At 72.0% G+C, this 19,447-nt stretch carries 13 protein-coding genes; 4 read left to right on the forward strand and 9 right to left on the reverse strand.

Annotation, left to right across the window (positions count from 1 at the left end; all coding sequences use genetic code 11):
* The first annotated feature begins 340 nt into the window (after nt 1-340).
* The 3 genes from A6A08_RS12270 to A6A08_RS12280 all read left to right on the forward strand — a co-directional run bounded on the left by A6A08_RS12270 (nt 341) and on the right by A6A08_RS12280 (nt 3,508).
* Nucleotides 341-1,435: a pilus assembly protein TadG-related protein gene (locus tag A6A08_RS12270; protein ID WP_073702675.1), complete on the forward strand. Its 1,095-nt coding sequence runs from the start codon at nt 341-343 to the stop codon at nt 1,433-1,435.
* Nucleotides 1,436-1,517: 82 nt separating this feature from the next.
* Nucleotides 1,518-2,753 (forward strand): hypothetical protein, encoded by a 1,236-nt coding sequence (locus A6A08_RS12275; RefSeq protein ID WP_242422412.1) that lies wholly within the window; start codon nt 1,518-1,520, stop codon nt 2,751-2,753.
* Nucleotides 2,687-3,508 (forward strand): hypothetical protein, encoded by an 822-nt coding sequence (locus tag A6A08_RS12280; protein WP_242422414.1) that lies wholly within the window; start codon nt 2,687-2,689, stop codon nt 3,506-3,508. Before A6A08_RS12275 ends, A6A08_RS12280 begins: the two co-directional genes overlap by 67 nt.
* Here A6A08_RS12280 and A6A08_RS12285 read toward each other — a convergent pair.
* The 6 genes from A6A08_RS12285 to A6A08_RS12310 form a co-directional block, all read right to left on the reverse strand.
* A complete protein-coding gene (locus A6A08_RS12285; RefSeq protein WP_073702677.1) occupies nt 3,501-4,532 on the reverse strand; it encodes a polysaccharide lyase family 1 protein in 1,032 nt (343 codons plus the stop codon). The two genes, A6A08_RS12280 and A6A08_RS12285, sit on opposite strands and share 8 nt — an antisense overlap.
* A gap of 328 nt (nt 4,533-4,860) precedes the next feature.
* A complete protein-coding gene (locus A6A08_RS12290; RefSeq protein ID WP_073702678.1) occupies nt 4,861-6,555 on the reverse strand; it encodes an ABC transporter family substrate-binding protein in 1,695 nt (564 codons plus the stop codon).
* Nucleotides 6,556-6,630: 75 nt separating this feature from the next.
* Nucleotides 6,631-8,826 (reverse strand): ABC transporter ATP-binding protein, encoded by a 2,196-nt coding sequence (locus tag A6A08_RS12295; RefSeq protein WP_073702679.1) that lies wholly within the window; start codon nt 8,824-8,826, stop codon nt 6,631-6,633.
* Nucleotides 8,827-8,839: 13 nt separating this feature from the next.
* Nucleotides 8,840-9,760 (reverse strand): ABC transporter permease, encoded by a 921-nt coding sequence (locus tag A6A08_RS12300; RefSeq protein ID WP_073702680.1) that lies wholly within the window; start codon nt 9,758-9,760, stop codon nt 8,840-8,842.
* A 94-nt stretch (nt 9,761-9,854) separates the two neighbouring features.
* On the reverse strand, nt 9,855-10,835 hold the full coding sequence (locus A6A08_RS12305) for an ABC transporter permease (protein ID WP_073702681.1): 981 nt from the start codon (nt 10,833-10,835) through the stop codon (nt 9,855-9,857).
* Nucleotides 10,836-11,494: 659 nt separating this feature from the next.
* Nucleotides 11,495-13,102, reverse strand: a complete 1,608-nt coding sequence (locus A6A08_RS12310; RefSeq protein WP_073702818.1) for a family 2 glycosyl transferase — start codon at nt 13,100-13,102, stop codon at nt 11,495-11,497.
* 686 nt (nt 13,103-13,788) lie between these two features.
* Between A6A08_RS12310 and A6A08_RS12315 the strand changes: the two genes are divergently transcribed.
* Entirely contained in the window at nt 13,789-14,250 is a 462-nt protein-coding gene (locus A6A08_RS12315) for an ATP-binding protein (protein ID WP_073702682.1), read from the forward strand.
* Nucleotides 14,251-14,314: 64 nt separating this feature from the next.
* On the opposite strand, the gene A6A08_RS28200 is transcribed toward A6A08_RS12315, so the two are convergent.
* From A6A08_RS28200 to A6A08_RS12325, 3 genes are all read right to left on the reverse strand, one after another.
* Entirely contained in the window at nt 14,315-14,482 is a 168-nt protein-coding gene (locus A6A08_RS28200; protein WP_199866908.1) for a hypothetical protein, read from the reverse strand.
* A gap of 146 nt (nt 14,483-14,628) precedes the next feature.
* Nucleotides 14,629-15,435: a SigB/SigF/SigG family RNA polymerase sigma factor gene (locus A6A08_RS12320; protein WP_073702683.1), complete on the reverse strand. Its 807-nt coding sequence runs from the start codon at nt 15,433-15,435 to the stop codon at nt 14,629-14,631.
* Nucleotides 15,436-16,026: 591 nt separating this feature from the next.
* Nucleotides 16,027-19,239, reverse strand: a complete 3,213-nt coding sequence (locus A6A08_RS12325) for an efflux RND transporter permease subunit (RefSeq protein WP_073702684.1) — start codon at nt 19,237-19,239, stop codon at nt 16,027-16,029.
* Nucleotides 19,240-19,447: the final 208 nt, after the last annotated feature.

A 19,447-nucleotide genomic window follows, 5' to 3' on the forward strand; every position in this document is an offset into this window, starting at 1 on the left:
GGCCAGAGTCCATACTCCTGTGTGCACCCCGGCCTCGGATGGACATTTCTGCAGAAACACACGAACTGTCCCCGCCGGGACCGAGCGGCCGTGTGGCCCGATGTGGACAGGCCCCCGCCCCGCCGTCGGACCGCACGCGCACCATCAGGGCAAACGTCCCTCCATCCGTCCCACAGGCCTTGGCGGCCGTCCACAGGCCCTACCACTTCCCGGCAGGCCCGGATAAGCTGCGCCGGGCGGGGTGTTGTCCGGATGTGGTCACGCATCGGCCGCGCACGTCGCCCCGCCCGCCGACGACCCCCGCTTCCCGCCGGAAGCGCCCCTCTCCCACGGACAAGGCATGGGACTGCGACGGACCCCCTCCCGCCCGGCCCCGCGGCCGCGACGGCGCCTCATGGGCCGCGACGACCACGGGCAGGCCAACATCCTGCTGCTGTTCGGGCTCACCCTGGCCCTGCTGGCGCTGACCCTGCTGTTCGTGCGGGTCGGCGCCGCCAACGACTCGCGTTCACGGACCCAGACCGCGGCCGACGCCGCCGCGCTGGCCGCGGTGAGCGCCCTCCAGGAGCAGGCCGCGCAGGACATCGTCAACGGCGTGTACCCCATGCCGTGGTTCGACGAGGAGGTCGCCGAGAAGCGCGCCGAGGAGTACGCCCGGGCCAACGGCGCCGTGCTCACCGACATCCGCGCCAGCGACAACGTCATGGGGCGCAGCGGCAACATCGTGCGCGTGGAGGTGCGCGGCGCCGTGTGCCAGAAGGAGCTGGAGGAGGACGGCTCCCGGCACTGGAACGACGTGGTCTGCGACGGGACCGAGGACGAGGTCGACACCGTGGTCGGCAACGCCTCGGCCATCGCCATCGTCCAGATCCCCCACCAGTGCGGCCGGGACGCGGGCGACCTGGTCTGCGCGGGCGGGCTCATCACCGACCTCGACTCCGCCAAGCGGCTGATCGACGTGCACCTGATCGACCAGGAGGGCCGCTACAGGTTCGACCCGAGTATCAGCTTCGGAGGAGGGGCGACGGTGGACTGCTCGTCCCTCGGGGCGCTGCACCCGATCATGTGCGCCGTCCACGAGCGCCTCCAGGCCGAGTTCGGCGGTTTCTACCTCAACGCGGGCGGCCAGCGCAACGAACCGGGCAGCGACCACCACACCGGTGAGGCGGTGGACTACATGATGGCGGATCTGGGCGAGGTCCCCTCGGACGCGATGCAACAGACCGCCGTCCAGGTGATCGACTGGGTGATCCAGAACTCGCGGCAGCTCGGGGTCAAGGGCGTGATCTACGACCAGCACATCTGGAACGCGACGCGGGGCGACGCGGTGGGGCCGTGGATGAGTGTGCGGCGCCCCATGGAGGACAGGCACAACAACACCCAGAACCACGTCGACCACATCCACCTGGCGGCGGGTGTCGGCCCCATGCGCTGACCTCCGCCTCCTCCGGCCGCGGAGCCCCGGCGTCGTCCACAGGTCCGGGGAGGGCCTTGTCCGGGCCCCGCACCTGGAAGGCATGACCGTCCGTGATCAGGCCCTTCCCGACCGCTCCCTCCTCCTACGCACCTTCGCTCCCATCGTGGGCCCGCTCTCCCCCGACTCGGTCACCTGCGACGTCACCGCCGCCTACGTGTGGGGCGTGGACCTGTACCCACCCGGCACCCGCGCCACCCGGACCCGGCCGCACGTGTCGGTCCCGCGGGGCGTACGGACGTCCGGCGTACCGGTCGTCGCACACCGCGAACCGGTGCCCGCCGCCGACCGCACCGCGGTGGAGGGCGTGCGGATCACCACCCCGGCGCGCACCGCCGCCGACCTGGCCGCCCGCGCGCCCTCGGTGTACATGGCCACGGCCCGCCTCGACGCCTTCCTCTCCCGGGGCCTGGTCACCAGGAGCGAGCTGGTCGGCGCCACGCACCGGCCCCGTTCCGCGCACCGGCTCCGGCGGCTGCGGACCGCCCTGCGCTACTCCTCGGCGCTGAGCCGGTCGCCCGCCGAGTCCTGGACCCGGGCGCTGGTCCTGGAGGCGCGCCCGCCCCCGCCCGTCCCGCAGGGCCCCGTGGTCACCGACGAAGGACTGTTCCACGCCGACCTGGGCTGGCCGGACCAGAGGGTGGCACTGGAGTACGACAGCCTGGAGTTCCACTCCTCGGCGTCGGCACGGGCCGGCGACCGGATCCGCTACGCCGCCATGCGGGCGCGTGACCGGGAGGTCGTCCCCGTCAGCGTGTACGACCTCCGGTGCCGTCCGGAACAGCTGCGGCGGCGGCTCCTGGGCACCCTCGTCCGGCGGGGCTGGTCCCGTCCTCCCGAGCACCTCCAGGGCATCCGCGACCGTGTGCGCGCCTACGGGAGGACTCCGCCCCGGCTGTTCGACCACCGCCCGCGCTGGTGTCCCCGACCGTTCGCGGGGCCGCCCCGCGGCGGCCGGATGCTCGTCCCCGTGGACGCCGGTGGTCATCACATGCGTGCGACCATCGAACGGAACACTGTGTCACCGCGTCGTACCACCCGTCACCGTTCGGTGCCGGACCAGGACGACCAGCAAACCCCCCGCGATCCCCTACCCCGGTCGCGCGAAGATCCGCAGAAACGAGGCCCGAGGCCGTGTCGATGCCGTCGATGCCGCACAGCTCCGACCCCGACGAGCCGTCCCCCGTCCCCGGAGGACGGCCGAACTGGCTGGTGTCCACCCTCGTGGTGCTGGTCTGCCTGGCCGTGGTGGCCAGCGGATGGGGCGTGGCCAGGCTGACCGTGGGCGGTTCCCTGCGCCCGCTCGGGGCCGCTGAGGCCCCCGCGTCCCCGCACCCCCGCGACGTGTCGGCCGGGGCCGACCCCGAGGACGCCGGGGCCTACGTCGAGGCCGCGGCGGAGCTGGTGGAGGGCTCCCCGGCCTTCCACATCACCTTCCGCGTGTACGACGGGGGATCCGCCCCCCGAGACGGCGGGGAGGCCCCCGTCCCCGGCGCCGGGGACCCTCCCGCCGACGACGCACCGACAGGCACGGGCCCGTACACGGCGGGCCTGGGAGAGGCCGTGTACGCGTCCGGGGCCGAACCGGAGTTCGACCACACCTTCACCACCGAGGGGGGCCGGAGCGTGTACCGCTACGACATGGGAGGCGGACAGCTCATGATGACCGCCGACCGGGGCCTGGAGCTGCTCGACCCGCCCAGCACGGCCGACCGCTACCTGTGCTCGCCCGGCTTCGGCGCCGCCAAGCTGCGCGAGGTGCTCGACACCTCCACCGACCTGGCGCTGACCGGGCTGGAGGAGGTGCGCCTGGAGAGACCGGGACTGCGCAGCACGCACAGCGCCTACCGCTACACCGGCACCTTCACGGCCGTGCTGGGCGGCTACGACCCGGAGGCGGGGAGCAACACGCTCACCACCGTGGAGGACGCCGAGTTCGAGCTGTGGATCGACGAGGGAGGATACCCGCGCAGACTCGACTACCGCGCCGCGGACGGGGTCGGGGAGAGCTACGAGTACCACTCGTTCAGCTGACCCCGGCTCCCTCGGTGACCAGGTCGGGCACGCCGGCGGTGTCGTCCAGCTCGTAGGCGTAGGGCGGGTCGGGCACCTCGCCGCGCAGGACGGGCTGCTCGGAGTCCACGAGCAGGTTGTCCCGGGTGACCACGTTTCCGGGCTGCTCCTCCCCGGTGGACACCGACAGGCGGGTGCCGTCGAAGTAGTTGCCCTCCACGAGCACGTTGGAGTCGTGGGCCGACCGCACCCCGTACTCCGGGTTGGACCGGAAGTAGTTGTTGAACACGTGCACGTGCTCGGCGAACCGGGCGCTCGGGTGCCGGCCCGAGGTGCCGTCGAAGTAGTTGTGGTGCATGGTGACCCTCAGCGCGCCGGGCTCGTCCTCGTCGCCGCCGATGGTGACCGCCGACTCCGCGTCGGTGAAGTGGTTCCAGGACAGGGTGACGTTGTCGGCGCCGTCGGAGACCGAGATCAGGGAGGAGTCGCCGCCCCCGGCGAGCGTGGAACCGTCCACCCACACGTGGTGGGCGCCTCCGCGCACAGTGATCGCGGTTCCCCCGGTCTCCATGCTCAGGTTGGACAGGACGACGTTGCTGGAACCGTCGACCACCAGTCGGCCCCCGGTCAGCTCGGCGCCGCCGTCCACGCCCACCAGGGTCTTGTCCGAGCCGACCCCGACCTCGCCGTCCAGGTCGATCCGACCGCTGACCTCGACGGTGAGCGGCTCCTCGGCGGCCAGATGGTCGGACAGCTCCTCGGCGTCGGAGGCGGTGACGGTCCCGCCCCCCTCCCCGCCGGCCGTGCCCGGGTACTCCTCCCCGTCGCGTTCCAGGGGCTCTCCCGCCCAGCCGACCGGTGCCGGCGCCTCCTCCCCGGGCGTCTCCTGCCGCAGAGAGCCTGCCTCGTCGGCCTCAGGCGTGTCCGGATCCCCGGCCGCGTCGGCCGGTGGTTGTGCGGCGGCCTCCTCCTCGGGGGAACAGGCGGTGAGGGCGGCGCACAGCAGCGCCGCCGCGGCTGCGGCGGCGATCGGATGAGGTCTCATCGAGGGCTTTCCAACGAGAGGAGCGAGGGGTGCGGGGGCGGGGGCGTGCCCTGCGGACGCCGCCCGTCGCGGGGGTCGCGGAACGGGACGTATCGCCCGAGGAGCACGGCATAGACCTTGCCACAGCCCGGTTCCCGGTCCCAACCCAGGACCGTGGTCCCGGGCCCGCACCGGACGCGGCCCCGGTCGGGACCGGATCCGCCCCGTGACCGGCCCGCGGAGCCGCTGAACACGCCGAAGGCGCCAGGCCCCGGCGCCCAGGCGGCCGGCCGGGGCGCACGGGGCACCGCGGGCGGCGTCGTCACACGGTTATCCGATCGTCACCCGGTCACTCGGCGGCCCAGCCGATGTCCTCGTAGACGTAGCTGGAGGCCAGGCCGAACTCCCCCCAGTTGTGCAGGTCCTCGTTCACGACGTACAGGCCCGGGCACTCGAAGAGCGGAACGGTCACGACCTCCTCCCACAGCAGGCGGTCGATCTCGTTGGCCAGCTCGGCGTAGCGGCCGGGGTCGGTCTCGGCCCGGAGCTCGTCGAACCTCCCCTCGATCTCCTCGGTCGAGGCGCGGGCGAGGTTGTTGCCCCACTCTCCGTCCCCGTCGGGCATGCCGTAGTTCTCCTTGGCGTCGCCCGCGTAGGGGTTGGAGCCGACCAGGACGTACGTGGCGACCTCGTAGTTGCCCGGGATGAGGTACTCGGAGAACAGGGCGTTGACCGGTACCTGCCGGACCTCGACCTCGACGCCGATCCCGGCGAGCATGTCGCGGCCGATCTCGGCCTCGTCCAGGGCGATGGCCGTGTCGTCGGCGGCCACCCAGTCCAGGGTCAGCGTGTCGCCGTCCTCGTCGGTGCGGAACTCGTCGCCCTCCTTGAGGGTCCACCCGGCCTCGTCGAGCAGCTCCCCGGCTCGCTCGGGGTCGTACTCGCCATACCCCTCGCTGTTGTCCCGGTAGCCGCGCTGGCTGGAGCGCAGCAGGCGGTTGACCTCACCGGTGACCGGCCAGTCGACCGCGCCGAGGGCGACCCCGGCGAGGGCGTCGCGGTCCAGACCCAGGGAGACCGCGTGGCGGACGCGGACGTCCTCCAGGTCCGGGCTGGCGCCGTTGAGCGAGGCGAACCGGTGGCCGTGGTTGACGGCCCTGGTGAAGTAGGCGCCCTCGCCGCCCCTGAGCAGCTCGTAGCCCGCGGCGTCGTAGCCGAGGTAGAAGCCGTCGATCTCACCGTTGTTGAAGGCGGCGGCCATGGCGCCGGTGCCCATGGCGTCGAAGACGATCTCGTCCAGCAGGGGCTCGGTACCCCACCAGTCCTCGTTCCTCCTGACCGTGATGCGCTCGGTGACGTCGTCGAACTCCACGTCGCCGAAGGGGCCCGCGGTGACGGGGTAGTCCTTGACGTAGCCCTCCTCGAAGAGCTCCTCGTCCTCCATGTACTCCTTGGGGTACAGCGGGGAGAACAGGGAGGGCCACTCGGCGTAGGGCTCCTCGAACCTCAGGGTGAAGGAGTACTCGTCGTCTCCGGGGACGAACTCGGAGACCTGGTCGTACCCGGCGGTGCCGCCGAGCTCCCACTCGCCCTCGCGCGAGCCGCCGACCGTCTCGACCTGGGCCTCGTAGTCCTCGGAGGTGACGGGCTCGCCGTCGGACCACACCGCGTCGGGGTTCAGCTCGTAGGTGACCTCGAGGCCGTCCTCGCTGACCCCGTGGTCGAGCACGAAGTCGGTGTTGGGGGAGGCCGTGCCCTCGGCGTCGTACCGTGTCGGGCTGGGCAGCACCGCGTCGGCCACACGGCGCACGTTGGCCATGTTGCCCTGGGTGTGCCACATGTTGTGCTGCTCGTCGTAGGTGCTGAGGGCCCACACGAAGGTGCCGCCCCTTTCGAGGTCCTCGCGGGGAGCGGGGTTCAGGTCCTCGGCGGGGAGGGGCGCCGGCTGCGTCTGGGCGTCCTCCCGGCCGCCCCCGCCGCAGGCGCTGGTCAGCACGGCCAGGGCAACGGCGGGGGCGAGACGGCGCGCCTTCCCGGTTCGCATGGGGATCTTCCTCCTGTGGGGATGGTTTCGGCCATCGCGCGGGGCGGTGGCGGCCGTGCCTGCCGGGCCGCCGGGTCAGGAGCCCGCCCGCCGCCGCGCGAAGTGGCAGGCGACCGCGTGGTCGCCGCCCGTGGGCTCGACCCGCGGCTCGGTGCTCACGCACCGCTCCCGGTCGGGCTCGGAGAGGGTCGCGAACTTCTGGCACCTGGTCCGGAACCTGCAGCCCGAGGGGGGATCGGCCGGGCTGGGCGGGTCCCCCTCCAGGACGACGTGCGTGCGCGCGCGTTCCCTCTCCGGGTCGGGGATCGGGACCGCCGACAGCAGCGCACGGGTGTAGGGGTGGGCGGGCCGGGCGTGGACGGAGGCGGTGTCGCCGATCTCCACGATCCGTCCCAGGTACATGACCGCGACCCTGTCGGCGATGTACCGGACCACGGACAGGTCGTGGGACACGAACAGGTAGGACAGTCCGAGGCGCGCCTGGAGTCCCTTCAGCAGGTTGACCACGCCCGCCTGGACGGACACGTCCAGGGCCGACACCGGCTCGTCGAGCACCAGCAGCCCGGGTTCCGGGGCCAGGGCCCGGGCGATGCCGATGCGCTGGCGCTGGCCGCCGGAGAACTCGGCGGGGAACCGGGTGGCGTGCTCGGTGCCGAGGCCGACCAGGCCGAGCAGCCCGTACACCCGGCGGGTGACGTCGGCCGGGGGTGCTCCGTGGGTGCGCAGGGGTTCGGCGATGATGTCGAACACCGTCATGCGCGGGTCGAGCGAGCTCATCGGGTCCTGGAACACGATCTGCACGTCGCGCCGCAGCCGGAACCGGCCGGCCCTGCCCAGGACCGCGGTGTCCCGGCCCATGACGGAGACGCTGCCGCGCTGGGGCCTGCCCAGCTCCATGATCTCCATGAGGGTGGAGGACTTGCCGCAGCCGGACTCGCCGACCAGGGCGAGCGTCTCGCCCTCGCGGATGTCGAAGTCGATGCCGTCGACCGCGTACACGGTCCCCACGCGCCGCTTGAGCACCGCGCCCCTCATCAGGGGGTGGTGCTTGACGAGGTCCGTGACCCGCAGCACCTCCGGACGGTCCTCCCGGCGCACGGCGGAAAGCGAGCGCTCCGGGATGTCCGGCACCGGATAGATGTCCTGTGCGGTCCACCCCTGCTCGGCGATCTCACCGGAGCGGATGCACGCCGCCCGCTGCGTGCCGGTGCCGCCGTCGCGCACCCCGGAGGGCGCCGCCCCCGCCCCCCGGGCGCGGATCTCCTCCCGGCGGGGTTGGGAGCCGACCGCCAGGAGTCCGGGCTCGACCATGTCGCACTCGGGCAGCGCGATGGGGCAGCGCGGCGCGAAGGGGCAGCCGGGCGGCGGGGCCGACAGGGACGGCGGCGTGCCCTCGATGGGCACCAGCGCGCCCTGGTGCTCCGGGTCCATGCGGGGCACGGCGCCGAGCAGGCCCATGGTGTAGGGCATGCGGCTGCGATGGTAGACGTCGTCGACGCCGCCGGTCTCCACCGGGCGGCCCGCGTACATGACCAGGACCCGGTCGGCGAACCCGGCCACGACGCCGAGGTCGTGGGTGATCAGCACGATGGCGGCGCCGGTCTCGCGCCGGGCGGTGCGCAGCAGGTCGAGGATCTGCGCCTGGATGGTGACGTCCAGGGCCGTGGTGGGCTCGTCGCAGATGATGACGTCGGGGCGGTTGGCCATCGCCATGGCGATCATGACGCGCTGGCGCATACCGCCGGAGAACTCGTGCGGGAAGGAGCGGTACCGCTGTTCGGCGTTGGGGATGCCGACCAGTTCGAGCAGCTCGACCGCGCGTGCCCGCGCCCCGGCCTTGGGAGCCGTGGGGTCGTGGACCAGGACGGCCTCGGCGAGCTGGTCGCCGACGGTGTACACGGGGGTGAGCCCGGACAGCGGGTCCTGGAAGACCATGGAGATAACCCTGCCGCGCTTGCGCGCCATGGCGCGGTCGTCCAGGCCCAGGATCTCCTCGCCGTGCAGGCGCACCGATCCGGTGATCCTCGTGTGCTCGGGCAGCAGCCCCATGGCGGCCATCGAGGAGACGGACTTGCCCGAACCGGACTCGCCGACGATGCCCAGCACCTCGCCGCGTCCGACGGTGTAGCCGACGCCGCGTACGGCGTGGACGTCGGGGCCGCCGCGGCGCCCGGGAAAGGTGACGGCGAGGTCGGTGACCTCCAGGACTGGGGGGCGGCCGGTGCTGTCGGCGTGCGCGGCCCCGGTGGTCTCGGCGGTGTCGGTGCTCATGGCGGGCCCTCCCCTAGGAGCGGTGTGACGTGGAGTGGGGGTCGAGGGCGTCGCGCAGGCCGTCCCCGACCATGTTCACGGCGAGCACCATCACGATCAGCAGGGCCGTGGGGAGGGCGAACACCCACGGCGCCGTGGTGGCGAACGGGGCGCCGTCGGCGATGACCACGCCGAGGCTGATGTCGGGCGACCGCACGCCCAGGCCGAAGTAGCTGAGCGCGGTCTCGCCGATGACCGCTGTGCTGACCATGATCGTGGCGTCCGCGATGAGCAGCGACGACATGTTCGGCAGGACGTGGCGCAGGATGATCCTGTGCGGGGGGACGCCCATGAAGCGGGCGGCCTGGACGTACTCGCGCTCGCGCAGCGAGACGGTCAGGCCGCGCACCATCTTGGAGGTGACCATCCAGCTGAACGCGGCCAGCAGGACGACCAGGACCAGCCAGCCGCCCCGGCCGGCGAAGTGCTCGGACAGGATCGCCAGGATGACGAAACCGGGCAGTACCAGCGCCAGGTCCGCGATCCACGTCAGGGCGCGGTCGGTCACCCCGCCGAGGTAGCCCGCGAAGGCGCCGACGACGGCGGCGGCCCCGGTGGAGAGGAGCGCGACCAGCAGGCCGATCAGCAGGGATCTCCGCAGGCCCGCGGTCGTCTGGGTGAGGATGTCCTGGCCGGTGCGGTTGGTGCCCATCCAGTGCTCGGGGGAGGGCCCCTCCAGCATGGCCGAGAAGTCGCGCTCGCCCACGCCCCAGCCCGTCAGGAGCGGGCCGGCGAGGGCGAGGGCGGTGAGGAGGAGCAGCAGGGCGAGGCCGACGAGGACGCGCCGGGTCCCCAGCAGTCGGCGTGTGATGTCCCCGGTCCGGCTCGGTGCCCGGGGCACGGCCGGTGCCTGTGCCGGTGCCGTGCTCTCCTCGGTCGTGCTCGTCGTGCTCATGGCCTGCTCTCCAGCGGGACGGCCGCGGCTGCGCGCGGAAGGGGTGGGACATGGCGGCGGAACGCGCCGGAGGCGGCGCGGGGGGCGGGCGCGGTCACACCCGCACCCGGGGGTCGAGCCAGGCGTGGAGGATGTCCGAGAGGAAGGACGCCGCCATGATCGTGACCGCCATGAACCAGGAGACGGCCGCGACCACGTGCACGTCCTGGCGGAAGATGGAGTCGATCAGCCACGCGCCCATGCCGTGCCAGCCGTAGATCTTCTCGGTGAACGTCGCGCCGGACACCAGCGCGCCGAAGGTGAAGGTGAAGTAGGTGGTGGTGGGGATCAGCGCGGTGCGCAGGGCGTGCCTGAACAGCGCCCGGCGTCGGGTGAGCCCCTTGGCCATGGCGGTGCGCACGAAGTCGGCGCCGAGCACGTCCAGCATCATGTTGCGCTGGTAGCGGGCGAAGGAGGCGAACAGCGCGACGGCCAGGACGAGCGTGGGCAGGACCGCGTGGTGGATCCGGTTGCCCAGGAGCTCCCACCACGTCCCGTCGAAGCCCGCCGAGTACTCACCGGAGTAGCGCAGCAGCTGGAGGCCGAGCCCGTCGTTGACGGTGACGGCCAGGACCTGGACGACGATCGCGATGACGACCGTGGGCACCGACAGCACGAGGAACGACACGGCGGTGGCCGCCTTGTCGAAGCGGCCGTACTGGCGCACGGCGGCGTAGGCGCCCACCGCGACACCCAGGGCACTGCCGAGGAGGGTGGCGACCGTGATCAGGCGCAGGGTGACGCCGGCCTTCAACCACATCTGCGAGGCGACGTCGCCGCCCTGGATGGTCCTGCCGAAGTCCCCGGTCACCACGCCGCCGAGCCAGGTGGCGTAGCGCTGGGCCAGGGGCGTCCGGTCGTTGAGGTTCAGCGCGTCCAGCCGGGAGTCGACCGCCTCGGGCGGGGGCGGTGGCTGCATCTGCTCGAAGTAGCCGCGCGGGTCCAGGTTGGTCGCGGCGAGCAGGTAGGCGAAGCTCGTCGCGAGGAGGACCAGCACGAGGTGGTTCAGCAGCCGCCTGGCCAGGAACTTGCCCACAACTACCTCCGATCACAGCCGGGCCGGCGCCCGGCCCCGTTCGCGCGCGGTCGCTTCCGGATGGCGCCTGCGGGCCGTGGTTCGGAGTGCTCCACGGACTGCCGACGGTGGTCGGCGAAGTCGGCTTCGCGACCCAGCGGCCACCGGCGGGGGTGATTCCCGGTGGTACCACAACACCATTGTGCCCGTTTCATGATCGTTGACCGGCAATACCGAGATTCCGAGGGAGCATTGGACACTAGACGGTAACCAGTCCGCCAAGAAAAAACAATGGCACACATTCAACCATCGAACATCAGCCGATTTGTCAAGATTTGTACACATGGCAACGGCGCCGGAGCACGCGACGACCGCAGGCGGCATGACCTGACCGAAGGAGGCCCGCGCACAGAAAAAGCCTTATATCCCTCATGTCAGGGCATGAGACCTCACGGACGCCGCCAGCCGGAAGCGGTCCCGTACTGACGCGGAACTTTTCACACGAAACCCCATTTACCGGCCACGAAATCATTCTTCGGGCGGGTATCGATGGGCCGGTGCGGTGAATCCGCCCCGTGCGGGCCCCTCCTCGCCACGGCGGCGACGGTTCCGCCCGGTACGCCCGTTGTTCCGTGGACGCCGCTCGTCGCGCAGCGGAGCATGTGTCCGCGGAACATGCCCTAGGAGGCGCTCACGACCCCCTGCGGCCTCGCCTCGCCCGTAGGGCGCCCCCACGCCCGCGCGGGCCGGTCCCTCCCCCGCACGACCGGGACCGGGCCGGCCACCGCCGTCGGCCTGATCCGGGGAACCAGCGGCGCCGGGGACCCCGAACCCGCCACCCCCCACCAGGCGCCCAGGGAGCGGGCGGCGTCGCCCGCCATCCCCAGGACGGTCCAGGTCACGGGACCGGTCAGGGCCGCTCCCCTGCCCCGGTGCCAGGAGGCCACGTGCGGCAGGACCAGGGCCGCGCCCGCGACCGCCGCGATCCGGCCCGCGCGGACCGGCGACCGGCCCGAGCGGCCCGAGCGCGTCCCCCGGGACCGGACGGCCGCGCCGCCCACCGCCGCCGCGGCGGCCAGCGGCCACCACGCCGTGCGGGCCGCGTGCGCCCCCGTCCGCACGGTGTGCGCCAGGTCCAGACCGGCCAGCCGTACCGCCTCCGGCAGCGGGGTCCGCGCACCGGCCCTGAGCTCTCCCACCACCGACGCACCGCCCAGCGCACCGGCCAGCAGGGCAGCTCCGGGACGGCCCGAGGCCGCCAGGGCGAGTCCGACCGCGCCGGCAAGGGAGAGTTCGGGACCGACCGCACGACGGCCGTGGCGCCGGGCCAGCGGACCGGCGACCGCGCCCGAGGTGAAGCAGGCACGCAGGTAGCCGCCCAGGCCGGTGGTCGGTGGAGCCCACATCCGGGAACGGGGTTCGTAGCGCACCGACCAGCCGCCACCGGCCAGACGCCACAGCAGGTCGAGCTCGGCGGCGGCGCCCAGACCGGGATCGAGGTCGGAGGCGGCGCGGCGCAGCACCAGGGCGGGCACCGGCCGCAGGGGGTCGGTGTGCTCGTTGGCCGGCCCCGGTCGGCCCTGTTCCGGCGTCCCGTGTCCCCAGGGCAGGACGGGCGCGGGATCGGCACCGCGGTCCGCGCCCGCCCGGCTCTCGGCGACCGCGGCCACGGTCATCCGCATGTGGCCCAGGCAGTGGGAGCGGTCGGCCAGGACGCGGGGCACCACGGCCGCGACGAGGGGATCGCGGAAGTGGCCCAGAGCGGTGTCCAGCCACCCGGCGGCTGGACGCGTGCCCGCCTCGACCAGGGCGACCAGGTCGGCCGAGCACAGGCGCAGCGCCGCCGCGCGGGCTCCGGCTCCCCCCGCCGGCCCCGGAACCACCCGGGCTCCGCGGTCGCGGGCCGCCCGGGCGTCGGGGCCGGTGGCGCCGACCACCACGGGCCGCAGGTTCGGGTGGTGCCGGGCGAGGTGGTCCAGGGTGGCGCCCAGCGCGGTGGGGCCCGCCTGCCCGACGACGGCCACATCGACGGTGTCGGCGGGGCCCGGGGACAGGGGCCGCGGGTGGGCGAGTCCGGCCCGGACCAGGCCGCGGGCGAGCAGGCCCTCGTCCGCTCCCCCGGGCACGGACCCGCTCAGCCAGCGGATCAGGGTGCTGACCTGTTCCGGGGAGAGGCGCACGGCCCGTGGCGGGCATCCGCCCAGGAGGACGTGCCCCTCGTCGGCGAGGCGCACCGCGCGGTCGATCTCGATGCCGGGGCCGGGAGACAGGGGCGAGCGGGAGACCATGCCCACACCCTGTCGCCTGCCGCAGGGCGGCGCAAGGCCGCGGGAGGTACGAAATCCCCAGTGAGTTTACCTAATCGTTATTCAACCTCACAGGCCCCACCAGTTCCCGAACACGGGCGTTATGCGTCCCTGACCGACCGCATAACCAGACCGGGGGCCCTCTTTACCCAGTTCAGAGAGGGTTATCCTGGCCAAGCCAGGTCGACTGGGTTCCCGGGGAGGCACGGAGCGTATGCTAAGCGCCAATACGCCCTTCAGTGTCGTAGGGCACATCCACCACCAGACATGACCGACCGCTTCGGCCCGCTCCCAGGTCCCACCGCCATCCAGGGTGAAGCCCCGCGGCTTCTCCCCATCCCCCTGTCGCCGCTCTCGGACCGCGCACCTCGCGGTACGGGCCGCCTCCCTCCCTGTTCCCGGGGGCTCCGACCTGTGTGGCCGCCGCGCGCCGTGACCCGCTCACACGGGCACGGACGCCTTGCCGAGGGCCCGGCGCCCTCGTTGCCATGCCCGCCGCGAACACACGTCCTCGGGGAGTGAACCCAATGTGTGAGACCGCAGCATCCCGCAGTCGCCCCATCACGTGTCATGCGCACGACCCCACCCCCGGGGACGGACCCCCGCCGCCGGACGCGCTCCGGAACCCGGCCCCCTCGTCCAGTCCGCTCCAACGTCCGGCGAATCCCATGGAAGAGCGACCTCACAGCAAAGACACCGCCTCCGAGCAGGCGCGGCGGCGGTTCCCGGGCCTGCCGAGCCAGATCGCCTACGCGAGGAGGTTCGTCGCCCGCCAGCTGGCCGCGTCGCCGGAGCTGACCACGGCGACACTGCTGACCAGCGAGCTGGCCACGAACGCCATCACGCACAGCGCGTCGGGCATGGCCACCGGCAAGTTCGAGGTGTGCGTCCACCTGGCGCCCGGATGGGCGCGGGTGGAGGTGCGGGACCTGGGCAACGTGGAGGAGGCGCCGCAGCCCCAGCACCGGGGCCCCTACGACACCGACGAGCACGGCCGCGGCCTGGATCTGGTCGAGGCCCTCTCCAGCAAGTGGGGAACCGAGCCGCGCGGCGACGGGATGGGCCGCAGGGTCTGGTTCGAGTTGGTGTGGGACTGCGACGGCGACCCGGTGGCCGCGGACCCGGACTGACCGGCTCCGGGCCTGCACCCGGGACCGCTCCGGTACGCCGCCGCGTCCGGGATGGGCGTTCCCCTCACTCCTCGGCGGCGGCCGAGGGGGTCGCGCCGTCACCGTCGTCGACCGGCGTGTGCAGCCGGTAGCGCTCGTAGAGTTCGCGCGCGTAGTCCTTGGCCTCCTGTGACGGTTCCTCGCCCAGCTCGTCGCGGACCAGGTCGTCAAGGCTCTTGTTCGTTTCGTCCATGTCCCGAAGCCTGCCTGGAGTGCGCGGATAGCACAAATCGACTCTCCGGTAACGGAGAGGTATCAGCGCGGCCGTCGCGGCGGCGGACCCCTCCCCGTACCGGGGGACGGCTCCCACGGCGTCCCCCGGCACGGGTTTCGAAGGCTCTAGCGACGGGAGGAGTCGTCCGTCCCCACTTCCTCGCGCAGCTGCTCCAGGATCCCGGCCAGGAGCCGGGACACGTGCATCTGGGAGTAGCCCAGGCGGTCGGCGATCTCGGACTGGGTGTGGTCGCCGAAGAACCTCAGCATGAGGATCTTGCGCTCCCGCTCGGGCAGGCGCGCCAGGGCGGGCTTGATCGACTCGCGCTCGACCACCCGCTCCAGGGCCTTGTCCTCGCTGCCCAGGTGGTCCTCCAGACGGGCGCCCTCCTGGCCCTCGGAGTCGGAGGAGTCCGGCGCGTCCAGCGACAGGGAGCGGTAGGACTCCGAGACCTGGGCCAGCTCGCTGACCTCGGCCTCGGAGATCCCCATCTCCTCGGCGAGTTCGGCGATGGTGGGAGTGCGTGCGTGGTTCTGCTGGAACTCTCCGGTGATGCGTCGCAGCTTGACCCTGTTCTCCTGGTGCCGCCGGGGAACCCGGATCGCCCACGTGTGGTCGCGGAAGTGGCGCTTGATCTCCCCGGTGACCGTGGGCAGCAGGTAGGAGATGAACGGCTTCCCGCGGTCGGGGTCGTAGCCGTGCACGGCCTTGACGAGCCCGACCATGGCGGTCTGCTTCAGGTCCTCCAGCGGTTCGCCGCGCCCCCCGTAGCGGCGTGCGATCTTGTTGATCAAGGGCTGGTAGAGGATCACGACACGCTCACGCAGCCTGCTCGCCCGAGGGTCCCCCTCACTCAGGTTCCGGAGTTCGGACAGGAGTTCCTCGGCGGAGACGTCCTCGGACGCCCTACGCGGCCTGGGGATCGTGGGCATGTACTCCGTTGTTGTGTTCTGGGACACGTTGGAAGCGGTAGCGGACAAGAGAAAACCCCCCGGTGCTCTGTCCTGATGTGTTCCTGGTGTTACTGCTTGAACAGCAGGTCCCAGCGGCGCGCCCCGCTCTCGGCGGTTGTCGGTAACCCTCCGGTTCGGCGGTGACGACCGTGGTCCGCAGAGTACGTTCCCTCAGAAACGGCTTCAAAAGCCGCAGAGCAAAATTTTGTTGTCGCGCGACAACTATCTGCCCCGCTTACCTACTCTGACCTGCACGGACGCGGTAAAAAAATCCGCGGCCGCCGCACCCGGACCCCTCCCCCGAAGGCCCGTGTGGCGCAACGGCCGCACCCTCCCGCCTGGCGTGTCACATGCCAGCACTACCCCCATACCGCCCGAATCGGCGATAAAACATATCTGTCGCATAATTCACATATCGAACTCTTGTTCGGCTTATATCGGCTGAGTAAAGCTCTGCCGCCCCCACGGAAAGCCCAGCCCGGATCCCGGCGGCACGGCCGCCCCTGCCCACGAAGGGGGCGCCCCGCGCGCTACGCGGGACGCCCCCTCGCCGTCGGTGGACCGCCGGCGTCAGCCGACCGGCTGCTTGACGCGCTCGGTGCCGGGGCCGCCCTCTCCGGCGGCGCCCCTCCCCCGCGCCCGGCGCTCGCGGCGGCGCTCGTCGCGAGCGTGCCTGCGGGCCGCGCGGCGCTGCCTGACCCACTCCACCAGCTGGTAGAGGACCGGGACCAGGATCAGCGTGAGCAGGGTGGAGGTCACCAGGCCGCCGATCACCACGATCGCGACCGGGCCGGAGACGAAGGCCCCGCCGCCCGCCAGGCCGGTGGCCATCGGAACGAGGGCGGCGATGGTGCCCGCGGCCGTCATGAGGATGGGCCGCAGGCGGTGCCGGGCGCCCTCCACGATCGCCTCGCCGAGCGGCATGCCCCTGTTCTGGTTCTGGTTGATCAGGTCCATCAGCACGATGGCGTTGGTGATCACGATGCCGATCAGCATCAGCATGCCGATCAGGGCCGCGGAGCCGACCGGGGTGCCCGTCAGCATGAGCAGGCCCAGCGAGCCGGTCGCGGCGAACGGGATCGAGATCAGCAGCATGAGCGGCTGGACCAGGCTCTTGAACGTCGCCACCATGATCAGGTAGCAGATGACGATCGCGACGAGCATCGCCAGGCCGATCTGGGCGAAGCCCTCGGCCTGGTCCTGGCTCACCCCGCCCAGGCTGGCGGCGGCGCCCTCGGGCAGGTCCATCGTGTCCAGGGACTCGCTGATCCGGGCGCTGACACCGCCCAGGTCGGAGGCGGTCGCGGTGGCCGACACCGTGGTGCTGGTGATCCCGTCGATGCGGGTGAGCTCCGGCGGCCGGCGCACCTCCTCGACCTCGGCCACGTCGGCCAGGTCGAGGGTCTGCCCGCCGGGGGTCACCAGCGGCAGTTCCTCCAGCTCGGCGACCGTCTGCGGAGCCTCCTCCACGCGGATGACCACGTCGCGGCGGATGTCGTCGATGGTGGCGGTGCCCGCGTCGCGGCCGTTGAAGGCGGCCGAGACCGCCTGGCCGACCATGGCCTCGCTCATACCGTGCTCGGCGGCCTCCTCGCCGTCCACGCGCACCTCCAGCGAGGCCTGCGACTCGGTGATGCCGCTGGCCACGTCGTCGGCGCCGTCGATGCCCCTCAGCTCCTCCTCGACCATCCGCGCGGCCTCGGCCAGGGTGTCCTGGTCCTCGGCGGTGACCCGCACCTCGATGTCGGAGCCGCCCATGCCCCCGCTGGAGTCCAGGCGCGGATCGTACTCGGTGTCCAGGTCGGCGAACTCCTCGCGCAGCACGTCGCGGTTGCGCAGCTGGTCGGTCTCCGGGTCGGCGGTGATGGTGTAGTCGATCTGGTCGGATCCGCCGCCCATCATCGGGTTGCCGCCGATGTTGGTCTGGTAGGTCTCGATCCAGGCCATCCCGCCCAGGAGCTCCTCGACCTTGGCGGCCTCGGCGTCGGCGGCCTCCAGGGAGGTGCCGGGCTCCAGCTCCTGCACGACCGTGTAGGTGTTCTGCTCGGCCTCGCCCATCCAGTCGGTCTCGGAGTTGAGGGCCATGGCGATCGTCCCGCCGAAGACGGCGACGGTCGCGGCGAGCGTCACCACCGTGGCGGTCCTGCGCTTGGTGGTGATCCAGCGGATGACCGGCAGGTAGGCGCGCTGCAGCGGGGAGTGCCGCTCGCGCTCGTTCTGCTCGCGTTCGATGTCCTCCTGCGTGGAGTCGCCGACGTCCTTCGGGCGCATGAACCAGTAGCACAGCACCGGGGTGATGGTCAGCGCGACCAGCAGCGAACCGCCCAGGGCGAGCGCACTGGTGACGGCGAACGGCATGAAGATCTCGCCGACCATACCGCCGACGAAGGCCAGCGGCAGGAAGACGGCGATGGTGGCGAAGGAGGACGAGGCCACGGCGACGGCGACCTCGCGCACACCGTCCCTGACCGCACTCATGCGTTCCTTGCCGTAGTCCATGTGCCGCCGGACGTTCTCCAGCACCACGATGGAGTCGTCCACCACGCGGCCGATCGAGATCGTGATGGCCGCCAGGGTCAGCATGTTCAGGGTGAACCCGAAGATCTGCATGCCCACGAAGGCGATGAGGATCGACACCGGGATGGAGACGGCGACGACCAGCGTGGAGCGGATGGACAGCAGGAAGACGAGGATCACGATGACCGAGGCGACCAGGCCGTAGGCGCCCGCCTCGAACATGTCCGTGATGGAGTCGTTGATGAAGGGCGCCTGGTCGAAGACCACGGCGACGTCGGTGTCGGAACCGAGCAGGTCGGCCTGCTCCTCCAGGACGGACTGGACGCCCTCGGAGATGTCGACGGTGTTGCCGTCGGGGGTGGCCATGACCATCAGGGCGATGCTGGGGTCGCCGTCCAGGCGGGTGATGGTGCTGGACTCGTCGGTGACGAGCTCGACGTCGGCGACCTCGGAGATCCGCACGGGCTCGGGCGGGGCGGCCGGAGGCGCTCCGGGCACCGCGGCGGACGCGTCGACGCCCTGGGAGGGCCGGACCCACAGGTCCTCGACCTCCTCCAGGGAGGTGAGCCGTTCACCGGTGGTGACGCTCAGGGTCCGACCGTCCTCGTCGATGGAGCCTCCGGCCATGAGCGTGCCGCTGCCCTCCAGGGCCTGCACGATGTCCTCGGAGGTGATCCCGGCGGAGGCGAGCTCGTCCTCGTCCGGGACGATCTCGACGCTCTGCTCGGGCACTCCGGAGAGGTTGGCCGAACGCACGCCGTCGACGGACTCCAGCTCCGGGACGAGGACGTTCTCGACGGTGGAGGCCATGGCCTGCTCGTCGCCCTCCTCGGAGCTGACGGCCAGGAGCATGGCGGGCATCATGTCCGAGCTCATGGACATGACGGAGGTGTCGACGCCCTCGGGGAGCATGCCCGAGATCTGGTCGACGGCGACCTGAGCCTCGCGGACCAGGGCGTCCTGGTCGCGGCCGTAGTCGAACTCCGCCATGATCTGGGCGGAGCCGGTGCTGGAGGTGGAGGTGACGGTGTCGACGCCCTCCACGCCCTGGAGCGCCTGCTCCAGGGGTTCGGTGACCTGGCCCTCCACCACCTGGGGGGTGGCGCCGGCGTAGTTGCCCATGACCATCACCATCGGAAGCGAGACCTCGGGGAAGAGCTCGCGCTTGGCCGTCACGGCGGCGATGGCTCCGAACGAGAGGACCGCCAGGGTGATGAGCAGGACCAGCGCCCGGTTGCCGAGCGACATGACCGAGAGGCGGCTCACGTGTTCGCCCCTTCCGCTCCTGTGACGGCGGTCCCCGGCTGGGGGAGGCCCGCGGCGCGGGCCCTTGCGGCCGATCTGGACATGAGAGGTTCTCGCTCCTAGTTCACTGCGACCACGGGGGCGTGCCGTGGCGTGCGGGTCGTCCAGCGCTTGTCGGCGCCCGTCCGAGCACACACGTCGTCCGCCGGTTCTGCCGACGGTCGCCGGA

Source organism: Nocardiopsis sp. TSRI0078, from assembly GCF_001905145.1.
In the GTDB taxonomy this organism is placed as follows: Bacteria; Actinomycetota; Actinomycetes; order Streptosporangiales; family Streptosporangiaceae; genus Nocardiopsis.

Bases quoted from the DNA above. Each gene is read 5' to 3' on its own strand.
- A6A08_RS12295 (WP_073702679.1), bottom strand. From the start codon at position 8,826: ATGAGCACCGACACCGCCGAGACCACCGGGGCCGCGCACGCCGACAGC.
- A6A08_RS12285 (WP_073702677.1), bottom strand. From the start codon at position 4,532: ATGAGACCTCATCCGATCGCCGCCGCAGCCGCGGCGGCGCTGCTGTGC.
- A6A08_RS12270 (WP_073702675.1), top strand. From the start codon at position 341: ATGGGACTGCGACGGACCCCCTCCCGCCCGGCCCCGCGGCCGCGACGG.
- A6A08_RS12310 (WP_073702818.1), bottom strand. From the start codon at position 13,102: ATGGTCTCCCGCTCGCCCCTGTCTCCCGGCCCCGGCATCGAGATCGAC.
- A6A08_RS12320 (WP_073702683.1), bottom strand. From the start codon at position 15,435: ATGCCCACGATCCCCAGGCCGCGTAGGGCGTCCGAGGACGTCTCCGCC.
- A6A08_RS12315 (WP_073702682.1), top strand. From the start codon at position 13,789: ATGGAAGAGCGACCTCACAGCAAAGACACCGCCTCCGAGCAGGCGCGG.
- A6A08_RS28200 (WP_199866908.1), bottom strand. From the start codon at position 14,482: ATGGACGAAACGAACAAGAGCCTTGACGACCTGGTCCGCGACGAGCTG.
- A6A08_RS12275 (WP_242422412.1), top strand. From the start codon at position 1,518: ATGACCGTCCGTGATCAGGCCCTTCCCGACCGCTCCCTCCTCCTACGC.
- A6A08_RS12300 (WP_073702680.1), bottom strand. From the start codon at position 9,760: ATGAGCACGACGAGCACGACCGAGGAGAGCACGGCACCGGCACAGGCA.
- A6A08_RS12290 (WP_073702678.1), bottom strand. From the start codon at position 6,555: ATGCGAACCGGGAAGGCGCGCCGTCTCGCCCCCGCCGTTGCCCTGGCC.